We start from the raw sequence: 15,740 nt of genomic DNA, 5'->3' as shown, positions 1-15,740 counted from the left end.
TGAATTATATCACGTTATTTAAACGTCGGGAGATCTAATTGATCTTCAGCATCTTGACGTCGCCATTACGCGTTGTGATAACAAAGCCGTCTTCAACCTCAATAGGAGCGACAGCAAAGCCACTATCATGCTCTAACTGCTGGGAGATAAATTCACCGGTATTGCGATCTAACCAATATAGGTAACCTTCGCTATCACCCAATACGATCTTACGATCTATGATGCTAGGTGCGGTAAGCAAGCGATATTCAAGCTCACGGTTTTGCCAAAGCTCAGTACCACTTCGTGCATCAACAGCCACTATATAGTCTTTGTCTGTTACCAAGTAGATATTACGACCGTCTGTCGTCATATCTTGCGCAGAAGAGTAATTACGCTTCCATGCAGGAGAACCAGAGCGAAGATCGATGGCAACCAGTTGTCCATTGATACCAATGGTGTACAACATACCGCCGACAATCAGTGGCTTGGCATCAGAATCAACTAGGCGATCAATCTCTGTCGCGCCTTTTGGCGTTCCTACCGGCTGCTGCCAAATCATCTGGCCACGCTCTACGATAGCGGCAGCGAGACGACCGTTAGCGGTACCCCAGAAAACACCACCAGAAACGGCAACAGGAGCACTGGTTCCACGTAGTGTTAAGTTTGGCACTTCGGTGCTCACTGTCCACATTTCATTACCTGTTTCTTCCTCTAGGGCTACAAGAGCACCGCGAGTAGTGTGTACAAGCACTAGGTTGGCATCAGTTTCAGGTACAGATAGCACCTCACCGTCCACCTCCACACGCCACTTCTCTTCACCGGTTTCAGCATCTAGCGAGATCATCTCGCCATTTTCAGTACCGATGAACAGTTGTCCGTATGAAGCCTTAATTCCACCAGATAGACGAGCGGGTACCTCTTTCTCAAGATCCGCAGTCCATATTTTATCGCCAGACTCAGGATCCAATGCCATTACCTTGCCATCACGGCTGGCAACAAACACTTTATTGTAGGCGTAAGTCGGAGTGAGCTTTGAGAAGTACTGCCCTACACCATCACCTACAGAAGTTGACCATACAACGTCCGGTGTAAATTGACTCTCTACTACAGGCACTGGGGCCATGATAATAGTGTCTTCTTCACTGGCACAGCCGACAATAGCAGTTGCAGCAACTGCTATGAGTGTTCGACGAAGCCACTTGTTAGTTAGCATGCAATGCAGTCCTATTTCGCTAGGTCATCAAGTTTGAACTGGATAGTTTGGCTCGCATCTGCCGCTTGTTGTGCTTCAGAGTAAGCCGTTAAAGCGCCTTCGCTATCGCCATTGCGAAGCAGTAGATCGCCTTTTAGTTCAGCAACGCGACCTTCCCAACCTGCAACTTGCATTGCAGAAAGGTCTGCAATTGCGCCGTCAATATCGCCAGTTTCAGCTTTAACACGTGCCACACGTAGTGTAATAACAGGTACAATCGCATCATCTTTGGTATTGGCTTTCGCCCACTCTAGTTGTGCTAATGCTTCTTTATATTCCGCAGCAGCAACTTGAGATTGTGATAACTGCAACGCAGCAAGTACTGCATACTCGCGATCCGCGTTATCATTGATAAAGGTTTGCACTTGCTCAGTCGCATCAAGACCTTGAGCTTGCAACGCTTGAATGGATTTACCATAAGCATCTGATGCCGCTTCTTGCCCCTCGACTACTGAATCTTGGTAGTAACGCCAGCCAAATAGGCCACCAAGACCAATCACAGCACCCAAGATGACTGCTTTACCGTTCTCTTTCCACCAATCCTTGATGGCTTCAACTTGTTGTTCTTCGCTATCGTACAATTCCACGACCGATCCTCTTAAATTAATTCTTTTAGTTTGTTCACAAGATCTGCTTGCGCGATAGTGATTTGCTCGCCGCCGATAAGATCCTTAACCACAACGTTGTCTTCTGATACTTCATTTTCACCCAGAACTAGGGCTACAGCTGCACCGACTTTGTCAGCACGCTTAAATTGTTTCTTGAAATTGCCACCACCAAAGTGGTTCATGACACGAAGCTCAGGCATTTGCTCACGCAGATTTTCTGCCAGCTTCATTCCCGCCATCAACGTACCTTCGCCTGCAGTGACAACATAAGCATCTACAGAGCGACGAACCTCGTTAAGTTCTAGTGTTTCTAGCATAAGTACCAGACGCTCTAGACCCATAGCGAAGCCTACTGCTTTGGTTGGTTTGCCACCTAGCTGTTCAACGAGACCATCGTAGCGACCACCGCCACAAACGGTACCTTGTGAGCCTAGGCTCTCAGTAATCCACTCGAATACCGTGCGGTTGTAGTAGTCCAAGCCACGAACTAGACGTTCATTAACTTGATATTCGATTCCAGCGGCATCAAGAAGTTCACACAAACCCGCAAAGTGTTCTTTTGACTCTGCATCTAGGTAGTCCGAAAGACGTGGAGCATCACCTAAGATCGCCTGAACATCAGGGTTTTTAGTGTCGAGTACACGCAATGGATTGGTGTGCATACGACGCTTACAATCGTCATCCAAAATGTCGATGTGTTGCTCAAGGTAAGCCACAAGTGCAGTGCGGTAGTTTGCACGCGCTTCCAGTGATCCGATGGAGTTCAGCTCTAGGCGAACATGCTTATCGATACCTAATTCACGCCACAAACGTGCGGTCATCATGATTAGCTCTGCATCAACATCAGGGCCTTCAATACCAAATACCTCAACGCCACACTGATGGAATTGACGGTAGCGACCTTTCTGGGGACGCTCATGACGGAACATTGGGCCCATGTACCATAAGCGCTGCTCTTGGTTGTACAGCAGACCATTTTCAATTCCTGCACGTACACAACCAGCAGTACCTTCTGGACGAAGAGTTAGGCTATCGCCATTGCGGTCTTCAAAGGTATACATTTCTTTTTCAACCACGTCGGTGACTTCACCGATAGCGCGACTAAACAGATTGGTCATCTCAACGATTGGCATACGCACTTCGTTGTAGCCGTATGCACTGACTACACGCTGAACGGTTGACTCAAGTTTCTGCCACAAAGGAGATTGAGTGGGTAGGCAGTCATTCATGCCTCGGATTGCTTGGATTGTTTTTGCCACAATTAAATACCGTGTATTGTCAGGGCTACGCCCTGAGCATTTATTCTTGAATATCGTTAACGTCGATGCGGTTTGCTGGGTCAAGTTGACTCGCTTTTGCGCGAATCTTTGCCTCTAGCTGCTCAATGACCTTGTCATTATCGAAGCGCTCTTTTTGGCGTTTACCATCTAGGTAGTAAGCACTCTTTCTATTGCCACCAGCAAGACCCAAGTGTGAGACTTCAGCCTCACCAGGACCATTTACCACACAACCAATGATAGACACATCCATCGGCGTAATAATGTCTTCTAGACGCTGCTCGAGCTCATTGACTGTATTGATGACATCAAACTCTTGACGTGAGCAGGTTGGACAAGCAATAAAGTTGATGCCTCGAGAACGAATGCGCAGTGATTTCAGGATATCAAACCCTACCTTCACCTCTTCAACGGGATCAGCAGCCAAAGAAACACGTAGCGTATCACCGATGCCTTCAGACAATAACATGCCTAGACCTACCGCCGACTTCACTGATCCTGCTCTAGCGCCACCGGCTTCAGTGATGCCTAGGTGCAAGGGTTGATCGATCTGTTTTGCTAGTAGTCGATAAGAGTCCACCGCCAAAAATACGTCTGACGCTTTAACACTTACCTTGAATTGATCAAAGTTGAGACGATCTAGAATATCCACATGACGCATAGCCGATTCTACCAAGGCTGCAGCCGTTGGTTCGCCATACTTTTCTTGGATCTCTTTTTCAAGAGAGCCGCCATTGACGCCAATACGAATTGGAATATTCATATCACGAGCACAATCCACCACAGAGCGAATACGGCTTTCGTTACCAATATTACCAGGGTTAATGCGCAGACAATCAACGCCGTACTCTGCGACTTTTAGCGCAATACGGTAATCGAAATGAATATCAGCAATCAAAGGAACATTGACTTGCTGTTTAATCGCTTTGAATGCTTCAGCCGCATCCATCGTTGGTACAGAAACGCGTACCAAGTCAGCGCCTACTTTTTCAAGGGAGCGAATTTGTGCGACCGTGGCTTCTACATCTGTAGTGCGGGTGTTCGTCATTGACTGAACGGCAATAGGTGCGCCGTCGCCAACAGGTACGTCGCCTACATAGATGCGAGTCGAAGAACGACGCTTAATTGGAGATTCGTGATGCATAGTTACTCTGCAGTGAAACGTGCTACTTTGCCCGCAGTATACCTAGAAAGGTCGACAGGTTCACCCGAAATTGAGAGTGAAACCGCCTCAGGCGCACCAAGAACAAATTTGAATGGACCTTGTCCTTCTAACTCAAGTTGTTGACCCGCATTTTTTACGCCAGTCCACAAGGTTTTACCGTTCACATCTTGAACCTGAATCCAGCAGTCCGCTTTGAAGTTCATTGCAATCGTTGGGATGGGAGTCTCATCGATTTCTGGTAGTTGCACCGGTTTTGGTGCATCTACTGCAGTTGTCTCTTCACCTTCAGCAACCGGTGCAGGCTCTAAGCCTAATTCTGCGTCATCTAACGCAGCTTCGTTATCGGCTACAGCAAGCTCTTCTCTATTTGGAGACTGTGGCTCTGCAAGCAATTGAGCGTCTAATGCAGGGTCGTAGTTTTCGTCGACCACTGACTCATTCACCTCAATCGGCTCGCTCACTACAGTGTCTGAGTTTTGCTCACTCTGCCACCACCAAACTGCTGAAATCCCCACTATGATAGCGAAGATACCCCAAGTCAGTTTCATGATGTTGTTATCGTGTTTGGTTTTCTTGGTTTGCTGAGAGAAGCTTTGCATTTTATCTTCGGTAGGCTTGGCAAACTCTGAGCTATCAAACAGTTCCAGCAGCACTTTCTCATCCGCACCCACAGCGCGAGCGTAAGAGCGAATGTACCCTCGAGTAAAGGTGTGTACTTGGCCTAATTGGAAGTCATTGCTATCAATACTTTGTATGATAGCGACTCTAAGACGCAGACGATCGGCGATCTCTTTTTGACTAATACCCAAAGACTCACGTTTTGCTCTTAGGATGTCACCCACCATAGGTGATGTTGCATGGCCCTCTTTAGGGTCAAGGTGTTGTGTATCTGTAGTGTTTGATTCTTTGCTCATTCTTTATAGTACTTCAATCTTTAAGGAAGCTTGGATGGGGATTCGCCACTATTGCGTTACCGATGATTTATGGTCTAACTCATCTTGTAACTGTTGCGTCTCTACCCTAGGACCAAACCTCGTGTGAATATGTTGTAATCGTTGCTGAGCTTCGCTAAAGGCGCCGAAGTGAACAGATAACTTGACCAGTTCAATACTGCTTCGGAAGCGAGATGGCTCATGCTCTAAAGACTTAAGAAAATAGGTCTCAGCTAGTCGCAGATTACCTTGCATTGTGGCGCACAGGCCGGCATTTTCATAACTTGCGGAGACATAGTCGTAATCGGACTGTTGAATGGCTCGCTCAAACTGTCTTTGAGCCAAGGTATATTCTTGTCGTCGACATAAGAACACACCATAGTCATTCAACACGTCACCGCTTGTTGGTGATTCTGCCAATGCTTTTTTATACCAAATATCAGCAAGTTCAGGCTCTGCTACCTGCTGGTAATAATAGGCTATTGCGGAGGAAGCGCGTACATAATTAGGCGCATAACGGTGTGCCAGTTCAAGATTTTGCTTTGCTCTGACATTATGCCCAAGCGCTAGGTAGTTTATACCGAGCTCTATTCTGGCATCCGCTGCTTTGAAAGGATTGAATTGCGCGTTTCCAGCCTCACTATCAACTGTAACACAACCGACTAATAGACAGAGTAAAAAAAGTGTGACCAATCCTTTAAACATAAGGTTCCCCGATAGTTAAACCGGGGAACCTTAGTCAAATTAGTCAACGAGTTTACTATCCGTTAAAGCGATTTAACTGGAATGGCTTCCCCAGTGTTCTTCTGAGTACGCTTAGTTCGGTCGATAACGTCACCAACCAATTGACCACAAGCGGCATCAATATCGTCACCACGAGTCTTGCGCACCGTTACCGTGTAGTCGTATTGCATCAACGTTTTTTGGAAACGGTCGATACGCGAATTACTCGGTTTCTTATAAGGTGAACCAGGATACGGATTAAAGGGTATTAAATTGATCTTCGCTGGGGTGTCTTTAAGCAATTCTGCGAGCTGTCTCGCATGGTCCATATCATCATTAACATGATCAAGAAGAACATACTCTACCGTCACCTTACCGCGGTTTGCATTTGAAGATGCGATATAACGACGAACAGACTCTAAGAAATCTTGAATGTCCCAACGATCATTGATCGGCATGATCTGACTACGCAATTCATCTGTCGGTGCATGCAATGAAATCGCCAGTGCCACGTCAATGTTGCCCGTCATTTGGTCAAGGCCAGATACCACACCAGAAGTGGATACCGTGACTCTACGCTTAGACAAGCCAAAACCTAAATCATCAAGCATGATGTTTAGAGACGGCATTAGGTTCTTCATGTTAAGCAGAGGCTCGCCCATACCCATCATTACTACGTTAGTAATTGGACGGCGACCTGTTTCTTTTTCTAGACCGATCTCACGAGCTGCACGCCAAATCTGACCGACAATCTCAGAGACACGAAGATTACGGTTGAAGCCTTGCTGCGCCGTTGAACAGAATGTACATGCAAGCGCACAGCCTACTTGTGAAGACACACACAATGTCGCTCTGTCACCATCGGGAATATAGACAGTTTCAACGTCTTGATCACCCACTCGCATTGCCCATTTAATGGTGCCATCGCTAGAGTGCTGAGCTTCTGAAACGTAAGGTGAACGAATCTCAGTAAGACGCTGCAATTTTTCGCGTAGCTTCTTGTTTAGGTTGGTCATTTTTTCAAAGTCATCACAACCAAAGTGGTATATCCACTTCATAATCTGATCTGCGCGGAATGCTTTTTCACCCAGCTCATCAGCAAAGTACTGACGTAGGCCTTGGCGATCAAAATCAAGCAGATTTACTTTTGCTTTAGTCATGGTGCCTCTCAAAGACGAACAACAAATCTAGGGGCGCAGATTGTACAGGGTTTGTGCAACAGCAACAAGAAATATGTGACGTAGATCTTTTTTAGCTTCAAGCTTCAAGCTGTCAGCTGTCAGCTTGAAGCTATCAGCGATTAAGTTCGAGGATGAATCTCTGAAGCTGGGAAGAAGAACTCTATTTCACGGGCAGCAGAGGCTGGGCTATCTGAGCCGTGTACAGAGTTGTAACGCATGCTAAGGGCATAGTCAGCGCGGATAGTGCCGCAGGCAGCCTGCTCAGGGTTGGTCTTACCCATCAGCTCACGGTAGCGAGAGATAGCATCCTCGCCTTCTAGCACTTGGACCATGATAGGGCCAGAGGTCATAAACTCTTTTAGTGCAGGGAAAAATTCTTTGCCTTCATGCTCAGCATAAAAGCCACTTGCTTGTTCTTCTGTAAGGTGCAGCATTTTTGCCGCTACGATGCGTAAACCCGCTTGCTCCATACGCTGGTAAATAGCGCCGATTAGGTTACGTTTTACAGCATCAGGCTTCACGATAGAAAATGTTCTTTCAATGGCCATTTAATTTCCTTATAGCTCTTGGGTCGTTAAAGACGTTTGTTAAAGACGTTTGTTTTCTTATGGTAAAAAAGGCCCCACAGGGCCTTAATTTTATTATTGGTTGTTCAGTAGGTTTGCGAGAGTGCGCACACCCATACCTGTACCACCCGCAGCCCACTTGTCAGTCGCTGACTTACGGTAAGCGCCAGCACAGTCAATGTGCAGCCAGCCCGTTTTATAATCGTCGACAAAGTAAGATAGGAAACCTGCTGCTGTAGATGCACCTGGTGAGAAGTCACCGCTGCTGATGTTGGATAGATCAGCAAAGTTAGACGGCAACATGCCACGGTGGAAGTCCGCTAGAGGCAACGGCCATAGGCCTTCTTTCTCTTCTGCAGCGCATACAAGCGCTTGCTCAGAGAATGCAGAATCAAAGCTAAATAGAGCATGGAAATCATTGCCCAGCGCGTTTTTAGCGGCCCCTGTTAAGGTCGCACAGTCAATGATCACCTCAGGGTTTTGTTCGCTCGCATAGATAAGGCCATCAGCCAGTACCAAACGCCCTTCAGCGTCGGTGTTCATGACTTCTACTGTCTTACCATTTTTATAGGTAATCACATCACCTAACTTGATGGCACGCCCAGAGATCATGTTCTCTGCACAACATAGGATAAGTTTAACGCGCTTGTTCAAGCCACGAAGAATCGCTAATGCTAAACCGCCAGTAATGGTCGCAGCGCCGCCCATGTCCGCTTTCATTGCGGTCATGCCCTGAGACGGTTTGATGCTATAGCCGCCAGAGTCAAAGGTAATGCCCTTACCCACTAGACAAGCCATCACAGGTGCATCAGGGTCGCCTGTTGGGTTGAAGTCTAGCTGCAACATAGCCGAAGTTCGTGCAGAACCGCGACCCACAGCGTAGATGCCTTCCCAGCCTTCCGTTAAAAGATCTTTGTCTTTTACGATACGGTACTTCACTAGACCTGGTGCAACTGATTTGATGAACTCACCCGCCATGGTTGCCAATTGGCGTGGCGCGACTTCTTCTGCACTCTTATTAATGATATCGCGAGTCCAGTTAGCCACCTTAATACGGTCTTGAAGCTCTTTTTCATCCGCTTCAGGCAATGGTTGCCATTCCAGTGTGTTGTCGCGTCTTGGATTACGGAAACCCTGAGCAAAAGACCAGATACCTTCTAGGTCCCACTCACTGCCGATTAAACTAATGCTTTTGATGCCTTGAGCGTCTAACTTACGAGCCGCTTTTTGAATCGCGCCGTAATCATGACCTTGGCCAATGTGCACAGAACAACCTTGCTCTGTGTGAGAAAGAATGGCGTTTTCGCCCCATTGAGGTGCTGCTTTATCTGTAGATAGTGATACTTGCATTGCTGTAGACATGACCTCTCCTTGCCCTCTACTTGTCTTATTATGTTTGTTACTTTTATGTTCTCAAGATACAGGAATCCCGGTTCCTCCGACAGAGGAAACTCAGTTATTAATGGAAAGTAAGATATCCCTTTCCTAACAAGGCGTTTCTAGTAGCTTGTTACTGATTTTATGAGCCTATTATGCCTAGGCTAAGTGTCAAAAACATAAAAATCGGGCTCTAAGGCCCGATTTTTATTAAATAAATGTTAAGTGGACCGTTAATCCGCTTCGTCCATCCAACATAGAATAATAGCTTCTAAGATTTTCTCATTAGAGTGCTTCGGATCGTCATCAAAATCTTCCAACTCTAATATCCATTGATGCAAGTCAGTAAAACGCACTGTCTGCGGATCTACCTCTGGAAACTTTTCCACTAACTCAATGGCGATATCTCTCGTGTCTATCCATTTCATGCAAACCTCCTTGTTAGCTAAATTGATTAATGATCTTCTGATGCGTGGTTCAGCGTGTAGCGAGGGATCTCAACTACAAGGTCTTCATCTGCAACGATCGCTTGGCAACCTAGACGAGACTCAGGCTCTAGGCCCCATGCCTTGTCTAACATATCGTCTTCAAGCTCTTCGCTCTCTTCTAGAGAGTCGAAGCCTTCACGCACAATAACGTGGCAGGTAGTACAAGCACACGACTTCTCACACGCATGTTCAATGCCGATGCCATTTTTTAGAGCCACATCTAAAACGGTTTCACCCGTATTGGCTTCTAATACTGCACCTTCAGGGCAAAGATCATCATGGGGTAAAACTACAATCTTAGGCATAACCGCTTATCTCTATATATCATCTACTGATTGGCCAGACAAAGCCTGACGAATCGATTTATCCATACGACGGGAAGCAAAGTCTTGGCTCGCTTTATCCGTCAGCTTAATTCCGTCTTCAATCGCATCAGCATCGTCGCCGTTGCGCAGAGCAATGAGGTCTTCAATCACTTTAAGTAGCGCAGTACGCTCTTGCTCGCTGAGTAGCTCATCGCCGTCGACTTGCAACGCAGCAATCAAACCTTCAATAACACGGTCAGCTTCTACACGTTGCTCTGCTAATGCCCTTGCTTGCATGTCTTCTTTAGCAAAAGTCATCGAGTCTTTCAGCATATTTGCGACTTCATTATCACTTAGGCCGTATGAAGGCTTAACCTGAATCTCAGCTTGTATACCTGTGCTCTTTTCCATCGCAGTCACTGAAAGCAAGCCATCCGCATCAACCTGATAGGTCACACGAATGTGCGCAGCACCAGCCGCCATTGGTGGGATGCCCTTCAATGCAAACTTGGCTAGGGAGCGACAGTCATCAACCATCTCACGCTCGCCTTGTACCGTGTGCACTGTCATTGCTGTTTGACCGTCTTTAAAGGTCGTGAACTCTTGTGCTCTTGCTACGGGTATCGTGGTGTTGCGAGGAATGATTTTCTCGACCAAGCCACCCATAGTTTCAATGCCTAGAGACAGTGGAATAACGTCCAATAGCAGCATATCTGAATCAGGCTTATTGCCGGCGAGGATATCGGCCTGAATCGCAGCGCCTAGTGCCACCACTTCATCAGGGTTAATGCTGGTTAACGGCTCTTTATCAAAGAAGTCACCCACCATAGAGCGAACCAAAGGTGTGCGCGTAGAACCACCGACCATCACAACCTGAAGCACATCATCATTATCAACCTGTGCGTCTTTCAGAGCACGGCGACATGACATCAGGGTCTTTTTCACTAGAGAGCGAACAAGATCATCAAAGGTTTCACGAGTGATCTCCCCTTGCCAATCCAATACAGAAACTTGAGCTGTCTCGTTGTCAGACAGAGCAATCTTGGTCTTTGCCGCAGCATTGAGCAAGATACGGTTCTGTTCATCCGTTAACGACTCTAGACCCATTTCTTTTTGAATGTGCTCTGCAAGAAGGTGGTCAAAATCATCACCACCCAGCGCCGAATCACCACCCGTTGATAGCACTTCAAATACGCCTTTAGACAGGCGCAAGATTGAGATATCAAAGGTGCCACCACCTAGATCATAAACCGCAATCACGCCTTCTTGACCTGAATCTAGGCCATAAGCAATTGCCGCCGCCGTTGGCTCGTTGAGCAAGCGAAGTACATTCAAACCGGCAAGCTTAGCAGCATCTTTGGTTCCTGCACGCTGTGCATCGTCAAAGTAAGCCGGCACTGTAATAACCACACCAGTAAGCTCCCCGCCTAGTGTAGATTCGGCACGCTGACCTAAGGCTCTTAAGATATCCGCTGAGACTTCAACTGGGTTCTTATTGCCAAGTGTGGTTTGTAAAATCGGCAGGCCATTGTCGCTGTTTAGCAACGTATACGGCAGCTTTGGATAGCGCTGTTTTATATCTTCAACCGAACGGCCAAGAAGTCGCTTCACTGAGATAACGGTATTTTGAGGATCGCTCTCAGCAGCGTCTAGGGCAGAATAACCCACATTAAAGCCATCTGATTTGTAGTGCACCGCTGACGGTAAGATAGCGCGGCCTTCAGAATCAAGGAGTGGGCTTGCTTGCCCACTGCGCACAGAGGCAACCAGTGAGTTTGTGGTACCTAGGTCAATACCTGCTGCTAGCTTATGTTCATGAGGTGCAGAACTTTGGCCTGGTTCTGCTATCTGTAGTAATGGCATGACATTCCTATTGTATATACGACTAGTTAAGTAGCTTATCTTCTAGTCGTTCGATTTCTACTAATAACTTGGCAATAAATTTCAGCTTTCTAACGCTATCGGCCGCTTCAGCCCAACATTGATCATTGATCTGTTGCTCGACTTGTTGCAACTGCTGCTTGTGCATTTTGGCGACTTTAGATTCAAAATCAAACAGTAAATCATCCGCGTCAGTGCTATCACCAATTTCCTCTAGCTCTTCACGAAGTTCCATCTGTTGCATTAAAAATAGAGGATCTTGCAACGTTTGCTGCTCAGAGCGAATATCGTGCTCATTCTCAGCCAACATATATTCGGCACGAGCGATAGGGTTCTTGAGGGTTTGGTATGCATCATTGATGCTTGCGGCTTTTTGCACAGCCATCAAACGGTCGCGCTCAGAGGCAGTCGCGAATTTATCGGGATGAAAACGACGCTGCAATTCTCTGAATTGAGAAGAAAGAAGGCTACCATCCACATTAAATTGTGCTGGTAGCCCGAATAGTTCGAAGTGGTTCATAATGAGACTCTCGATATCTAAAGAGAGAGGGCTCACTCTTATGATGAACCCTAGCCTTAACTCGCTCGTTAAACGTTGAAGCTTTCGCCGCAGCCGCATTCACTCTTAGCGTTAGGGTTGTTGAATTCAAACCCTTCGTTAAGACCTTCTTTAACGTAATCTAGCTCTGTACCATCAAGATAAACAAGGCTCTTGGCATCAATCACCACTCTAACGCCTTTGTGCTCGAAGATGCTGTCTTCTTCATTTACGTCATCTACGAATTCAAGCACATACGCCATACCTGAACAGCCCGTTGTTTTAACACCCAGCCTTAAACCGACGCCTTTGCCTCGAGTGTCTAGGAATGCTCTAACGCGGTCTGCCGCGGTTTCTGTCATTGTGATGGCCATACTACAACCTTTATTGCCGATGAGGGGAAGCCTCCCCTCTAATTATTACTCTTGATGTTTTTTCTTATAGTCTGAAACAGCTGCTTTAATCGCATCTTCCGCTAGGATAGAGCAGTGCACCTTAACCGGTGGTAACTCTAGCTCTTCAGCAATTTCAGAGTTTTTGATTGAAGCGGCTTCATCAACGGTTTTACCCTTCACCCACTCTGTAACCAGTGAGCTTGATGCGATAGCACTACCACAACCGTAAGTTTTAAACTTAGCATCTTCGATGATGCCCTCAGGTGTCACCTTGATCTGCAGCTTCATTACGTCGCCACAAGCCGGTGCGCCTACCATTCCACTACCTACGCTTGGATCTTCTTTATCAAAAGAACCAACGTTGCGTGGGTTCTCGTAGTGGTCAATTACTTTTTCGCTGTAAGCCATAATATAGTCCTCTAATCCTCTACTTCCTTGGAATTAGTGATGTGCCCACTCTACGGTGTCCAGATCAATACCTTCCTTGTACATATCCCAAAGTGGAGACATGTCGCGTAATTTTGTTACCGCAGTGCGAATTTGCTCTACCGCATAGTCGATTTCTTCTTCCGTTGTGTAACGACCGAAAGAGAAGCGAACTGAGCTGTGGGCAAGTTCATCATTGAGGCCTAGTGCTCGCAGTACATAAGAAGGCTCAAGGCTTGCTGATGTACATGCTGAGCCAGATGAAACGGCTAAGTCTTTCAGTGACATAAGCAGAGACTCACCCTCAACGAACGCAAAGCTCACGTTCAGGTTGTGTGGTACACGCTGCTCAAAATCACCATTGACGGTTACTGCTTCCAAATCTTTAACCGCATTAAATAGGCGGTTACGCAGATTCAAAGCATGTTGGTAATCTTTTTCCATATCCAATTTCGCCACACGGAACGCTTCACCCATACCTACGATCTGGTGAGTTGGAAGTGTGCCAGAGCGGAAACCGCGCTCATGACCACCACCGTGCATTTGTGCTTCTAGGCGGATACGTGGTTTACGACGAACGTACAAAGCGCCGATGCCTTTAGGGCCGTATGCTTTGTGTGCTGATAGCGATAGCAAATCAACTTTAGTCTCTTGAACATCAATCGGCAGTTTACCTGCTGATTGAGCGGCATCCACATGGAATACAATCTTGCGTTCGCGACATAGCTCGCCAATTGAAGTGATGTCTTGAATCACGCCAATTTCATTGTTTACGTGCATGATAGAAACCAAAACGGTGTCTTCACGCATTGCGTCTTTAAGCTTGTTCAGGTCAATAATGCCATTGGCTTCAGGCGCTAAATAAGTCACCTCAAAGCCTTCACGCTCAAGCTGACGACATGGGTCTAATACCGCTTTGTGTTCAGTCTTGCAGGTGATGATGTGCTTGCCTTTCTTTGAGTAGAAACGAGCTGCACCCTTGATAGCAAGGTTGTCTGATTCTGTCGCGCCAGAGGTAAATACGATTTCGCGAGGATCCGCATTTAAAAGATCAGCAATCTGTTCACGAGCAGTATCAACAGCTTCTTCAGCTTGCCAACCATAGCGGTGTGAGCGAGACGCAGGGTTGCCGAAGGTACCATCCATAGTCATATACTGGACCATTTTCTCAGCAACGCGTTCATCTACTGGGCAAGTTGCTGAATAGTCTAAATAAATTGGCAGTTTCATTATTTACTCCAAGTAAAACTGTTTGCTCTATGAGCGGACATTGACGCCGATTGCTTCGGCTATCGATTTAGAGCTAAAACCATGATTAGAGGCTAACTCTAAATCTTGGCGTCCTGAAATCTCTAAAACTTCATTGTCCAACATCAACTCACCTAAGGTGATGTTGTTTAAAAAATCACTAATTCGAGAACTCAAATCTCGCCAAAGCGTGTGGGTAAGGCAACGAGCGCCCCCCTGGCAATTGGCTTTTCCATTACAACGCGTCGCTTCAACTGATTCATCAACCGCTGAAATAATGGTACCAATAGCAATAAGTTGCGCGTCTTTTCCTAGGTTATAACCACCACCTGGACCGCGAACACTAGCAACTAATCCCGCTTTGCGTAGCTTTGAAAATAATTGCTCTAGATAAGAAAGAGATATACCCTGACGTTCCGATATGTCAGCCAGTGGTACTGGGCCTGACTGAGAATGCAATGCTACATCAAGCATGGCTGTTACGGCATATCTTCCTTTCGATGTAAGCTTCATATCACACTCTTTCCAATTACTTCGTTGCGGAAAGTCTCCCATACCCGACCAAAACGGTCAAGTATTTATTTGACCAATTTACTCAAGTATTTAACCCTATACGGATTATGGCTATTATTTGTGCGAAATTTTCTTTTGTATCGCCGTAAGGACACCACGCAAGATGTTGATCTCTTGTGCTTCTGGACGAGCGCGACTGAATAGTCTTCTCAGTTTATTCATCACCTGGTTCGGCTTATCCTTCTCAATAAACTGGGTATCAAGAAGTACGTTTTCAAGGTGCTGATAAAACATTTCTAATTCGTTATGACGTGAATAAACCACAGGATCGTCTTGTGGATACTGCGCCTTATCACTTTCTAGAAAGGCCATTCTCACTTCGTAGCTAAGGGTTTGCACCGCCATCGCTAGATTCAGTGAGCTGTATTCTGGGTTAGCGGGTATGGCGACATGATACTGGCACAGTTGCAGTTCATCATTGGTTAGGCCGGTGCGTTCGCGACCAAACACAAGTGCCACAGGGGTATGTCTTCCCTCTTCGACAAACTTAACACCACATTCGCGTGGCTCTAACATTGGCCAGTTGAGCGTACGAGAGCGTGCACTCGATCCAACCACAAGGGCGCAATCGGCGACCGCTTCTTGCATGGTTGAAAACCTGTGTGCGTTATTCACTACATCGTCAGCGCCCGCCGCCAATGCCATGGTTTGCTCATCGATTTCACATTGCGGGTCAACTAAGACTAACTGAGTCAGTCCCATCACCTTCATTGCACGTGCAGCTGAACCAATATTCCCTGGGTGAGAGGTTCCCACCAATACCACTTTGACGTTTTGTAACATCAAGCCTACCTCTATATTTCACAACCGACGCATACTAACA

18 protein-coding genes are annotated in these 15,740 nt (G+C 46.6%); all 18 read right to left on the bottom strand.

Annotation, left to right across the window (positions count from 1 at the left end; genetic code table 11):
- Positions 1-34: 34 nt before the first annotated feature.
- Complete coding sequence (bamB, locus tag OCU35_RS02945; RefSeq protein WP_017028337.1) at positions 35-1,195, bottom strand: outer membrane protein assembly factor BamB; 1,161 nt, start codon at positions 1,193-1,195, stop codon at positions 35-37.
- Between the two features lie 11 nt (positions 1,196-1,206).
- Complete coding sequence (locus OCU35_RS02940) at positions 1,207-1,821, bottom strand: YfgM family protein (protein WP_017028338.1); 615 nt, start codon at positions 1,819-1,821, stop codon at positions 1,207-1,209.
- A gap of 11 nt (positions 1,822-1,832) precedes the next feature.
- Positions 1,833-3,101, bottom strand: a complete 1,269-nt coding sequence (gene hisS, locus OCU35_RS02935) for a histidine--tRNA ligase (protein WP_017028339.1) — start codon at positions 3,099-3,101, stop codon at positions 1,833-1,835.
- A gap of 40 nt (positions 3,102-3,141) precedes the next feature.
- Positions 3,142-4,263: a flavodoxin-dependent (E)-4-hydroxy-3-methylbut-2-enyl-diphosphate synthase gene (ispG, locus tag OCU35_RS02930; RefSeq protein WP_065598566.1), complete on the bottom strand. Its 1,122-nt coding sequence runs from the start codon at positions 4,261-4,263 to the stop codon at positions 3,142-3,144.
- Between the two features lie 2 nt (positions 4,264-4,265).
- Complete coding sequence (locus OCU35_RS02925; RefSeq protein WP_261825617.1) at positions 4,266-5,198, bottom strand: RodZ domain-containing protein; 933 nt, start codon at positions 5,196-5,198, stop codon at positions 4,266-4,268.
- A 48-nt stretch (positions 5,199-5,246) separates the two neighbouring features.
- Positions 5,247-5,921, bottom strand: a complete 675-nt coding sequence (pilW, locus tag OCU35_RS02920; protein ID WP_065598565.1) for a type IV pilus biogenesis/stability protein PilW — start codon at positions 5,919-5,921, stop codon at positions 5,247-5,249.
- Positions 5,922-5,983: 62 nt separating this feature from the next.
- Positions 5,984-7,099, bottom strand: a complete 1,116-nt coding sequence (locus tag OCU35_RS02915; RefSeq protein WP_017028343.1) for a bifunctional tRNA (adenosine(37)-C2)-methyltransferase TrmG/ribosomal RNA large subunit methyltransferase RlmN — start codon at positions 7,097-7,099, stop codon at positions 5,984-5,986.
- A gap of 140 nt (positions 7,100-7,239) precedes the next feature.
- Positions 7,240-7,668 (bottom strand): nucleoside-diphosphate kinase, encoded by a 429-nt coding sequence (gene ndk / locus OCU35_RS02910; RefSeq protein WP_017028344.1) that lies wholly within the window; start codon positions 7,666-7,668, stop codon positions 7,240-7,242.
- Between the two features lie 93 nt (positions 7,669-7,761).
- Positions 7,762-9,048: an aminopeptidase PepB gene (gene pepB, locus OCU35_RS02905; protein ID WP_261825616.1), complete on the bottom strand. Its 1,287-nt coding sequence runs from the start codon at positions 9,046-9,048 to the stop codon at positions 7,762-7,764.
- 248 nt (positions 9,049-9,296) lie between these two features.
- Positions 9,297-9,491: a Fe-S cluster assembly protein IscX gene (gene iscX, locus OCU35_RS02900; RefSeq protein ID WP_017028346.1), complete on the bottom strand. Its 195-nt coding sequence runs from the start codon at positions 9,489-9,491 to the stop codon at positions 9,297-9,299.
- Positions 9,492-9,517: 26 nt separating this feature from the next.
- Positions 9,518-9,856 carry an ISC system 2Fe-2S type ferredoxin gene (fdx, locus tag OCU35_RS02895; protein WP_017032736.1) on the bottom strand — a complete coding sequence of 113 codons (339 nt, stop codon included), beginning with the start codon at positions 9,854-9,856 and terminating at the stop codon, positions 9,518-9,520.
- Positions 9,857-9,868: 12 nt separating this feature from the next.
- Positions 9,869-11,719: a Fe-S protein assembly chaperone HscA gene (hscA, locus tag OCU35_RS02890; protein WP_017032737.1), complete on the bottom strand. Its 1,851-nt coding sequence runs from the start codon at positions 11,717-11,719 to the stop codon at positions 9,869-9,871.
- A gap of 22 nt (positions 11,720-11,741) precedes the next feature.
- The gene (gene hscB / locus OCU35_RS02885) at positions 11,742-12,257 is read right to left on the bottom strand and encodes a co-chaperone HscB (RefSeq protein ID WP_065210176.1); all 516 of its coding nucleotides are present in this window, start codon (positions 12,255-12,257) and stop codon (positions 11,742-11,744) included.
- A 68-nt stretch (positions 12,258-12,325) separates the two neighbouring features.
- Positions 12,326-12,649, bottom strand: coding sequence for an iron-sulfur cluster assembly protein IscA (iscA, locus tag OCU35_RS02880; protein ID WP_017032739.1), 324 nt, complete (start codon positions 12,647-12,649; stop codon positions 12,326-12,328).
- A 45-nt stretch (positions 12,650-12,694) separates the two neighbouring features.
- Positions 12,695-13,078: a Fe-S cluster assembly scaffold IscU gene (gene iscU, locus OCU35_RS02875; protein ID WP_017028351.1), complete on the bottom strand. Its 384-nt coding sequence runs from the start codon at positions 13,076-13,078 to the stop codon at positions 12,695-12,697.
- 33 nt (positions 13,079-13,111) lie between these two features.
- The gene (locus OCU35_RS02870; RefSeq protein ID WP_017242581.1) at positions 13,112-14,326 is read right to left on the bottom strand and encodes an IscS subfamily cysteine desulfurase; all 1,215 of its coding nucleotides are present in this window, start codon (positions 14,324-14,326) and stop codon (positions 13,112-13,114) included.
- Positions 14,327-14,353: 27 nt separating this feature from the next.
- Complete coding sequence (iscR, locus tag OCU35_RS02865; protein WP_017028353.1) at positions 14,354-14,857, bottom strand: Fe-S cluster assembly transcriptional regulator IscR; 504 nt, start codon at positions 14,855-14,857, stop codon at positions 14,354-14,356.
- A 114-nt stretch (positions 14,858-14,971) separates the two neighbouring features.
- Entirely contained in the window at positions 14,972-15,700 is a 729-nt protein-coding gene (gene trmJ, locus OCU35_RS02860) for a tRNA (cytosine(32)/uridine(32)-2'-O)-methyltransferase TrmJ (RefSeq protein WP_065210177.1), read from the bottom strand.
- Positions 15,701-15,740 lie beyond the last annotated feature (40 nt).

Source organism: Vibrio breoganii (assembly GCF_024346795.1).
Lineage (GTDB): Bacteria > Pseudomonadota > Gammaproteobacteria > Enterobacterales > Vibrionaceae > Vibrio > Vibrio breoganii.
Note: the sequence above shows the minus strand (reverse complement) of the source record. Positions and strands in the feature narration are given on the sequence as shown.

Excerpts from the sequence above, each read along its gene's own strand:
- iscR (WP_017028353.1), bottom strand. The coding sequence starts at position 14,857 with ATGAAGCTTACATCGAAAGGAAGATATGCCGTAACAGCCATGCTTGAT.
- ispG (WP_065598566.1), bottom strand. The coding sequence starts at position 4,263 with ATGCATCACGAATCTCCAATTAAGCGTCGTTCTTCGACTCGCATCTAT.
- iscX (WP_017028346.1), bottom strand. The coding sequence starts at position 9,491 with ATGAAATGGATAGACACGAGAGATATCGCCATTGAGTTAGTGGAAAAG.
- iscA (WP_017032739.1), bottom strand. The coding sequence starts at position 12,649 with ATGGCCATCACAATGACAGAAACCGCGGCAGACCGCGTTAGAGCATTC.
- iscU (WP_017028351.1), bottom strand. The coding sequence starts at position 13,078 with ATGGCTTACAGCGAAAAAGTAATTGACCACTACGAGAACCCACGCAAC.
- fdx (WP_017032736.1), bottom strand. The coding sequence starts at position 9,856 with ATGCCTAAGATTGTAGTTTTACCCCATGATGATCTTTGCCCTGAAGGT.
- hscA (WP_017032737.1), bottom strand. The coding sequence starts at position 11,719 with ATGCCATTACTACAGATAGCAGAACCAGGCCAAAGTTCTGCACCTCAT.
- OCU35_RS02870 (WP_017242581.1), bottom strand. The coding sequence starts at position 14,326 with ATGAAACTGCCAATTTATTTAGACTATTCAGCAACTTGCCCAGTAGAT.
- OCU35_RS02915 (WP_017028343.1), bottom strand. The coding sequence starts at position 7,099 with ATGACTAAAGCAAAAGTAAATCTGCTTGATTTTGATCGCCAAGGCCTA.
- trmJ (WP_065210177.1), bottom strand. The coding sequence starts at position 15,700 with ATGTTACAAAACGTCAAAGTGGTATTGGTGGGAACCTCTCACCCAGGG.
- hscB (WP_065210176.1), bottom strand. The coding sequence starts at position 12,257 with ATGAACCACTTCGAACTATTCGGGCTACCAGCACAATTTAATGTGGAT.
- bamB (WP_017028337.1), bottom strand. The coding sequence starts at position 1,195 with ATGCTAACTAACAAGTGGCTTCGTCGAACACTCATAGCAGTTGCTGCA.
- pepB (WP_261825616.1), bottom strand. The coding sequence starts at position 9,048 with ATGTCTACAGCAATGCAAGTATCACTATCTACAGATAAAGCAGCACCT.
- pilW (WP_065598565.1), bottom strand. The coding sequence starts at position 5,921 with ATGTTTAAAGGATTGGTCACACTTTTTTTACTCTGTCTATTAGTCGGT.
- OCU35_RS02925 (WP_261825617.1), bottom strand. The coding sequence starts at position 5,198 with ATGAGCAAAGAATCAAACACTACAGATACACAACACCTTGACCCTAAA.
- ndk (WP_017028344.1), bottom strand. The coding sequence starts at position 7,668 with ATGGCCATTGAAAGAACATTTTCTATCGTGAAGCCTGATGCTGTAAAA.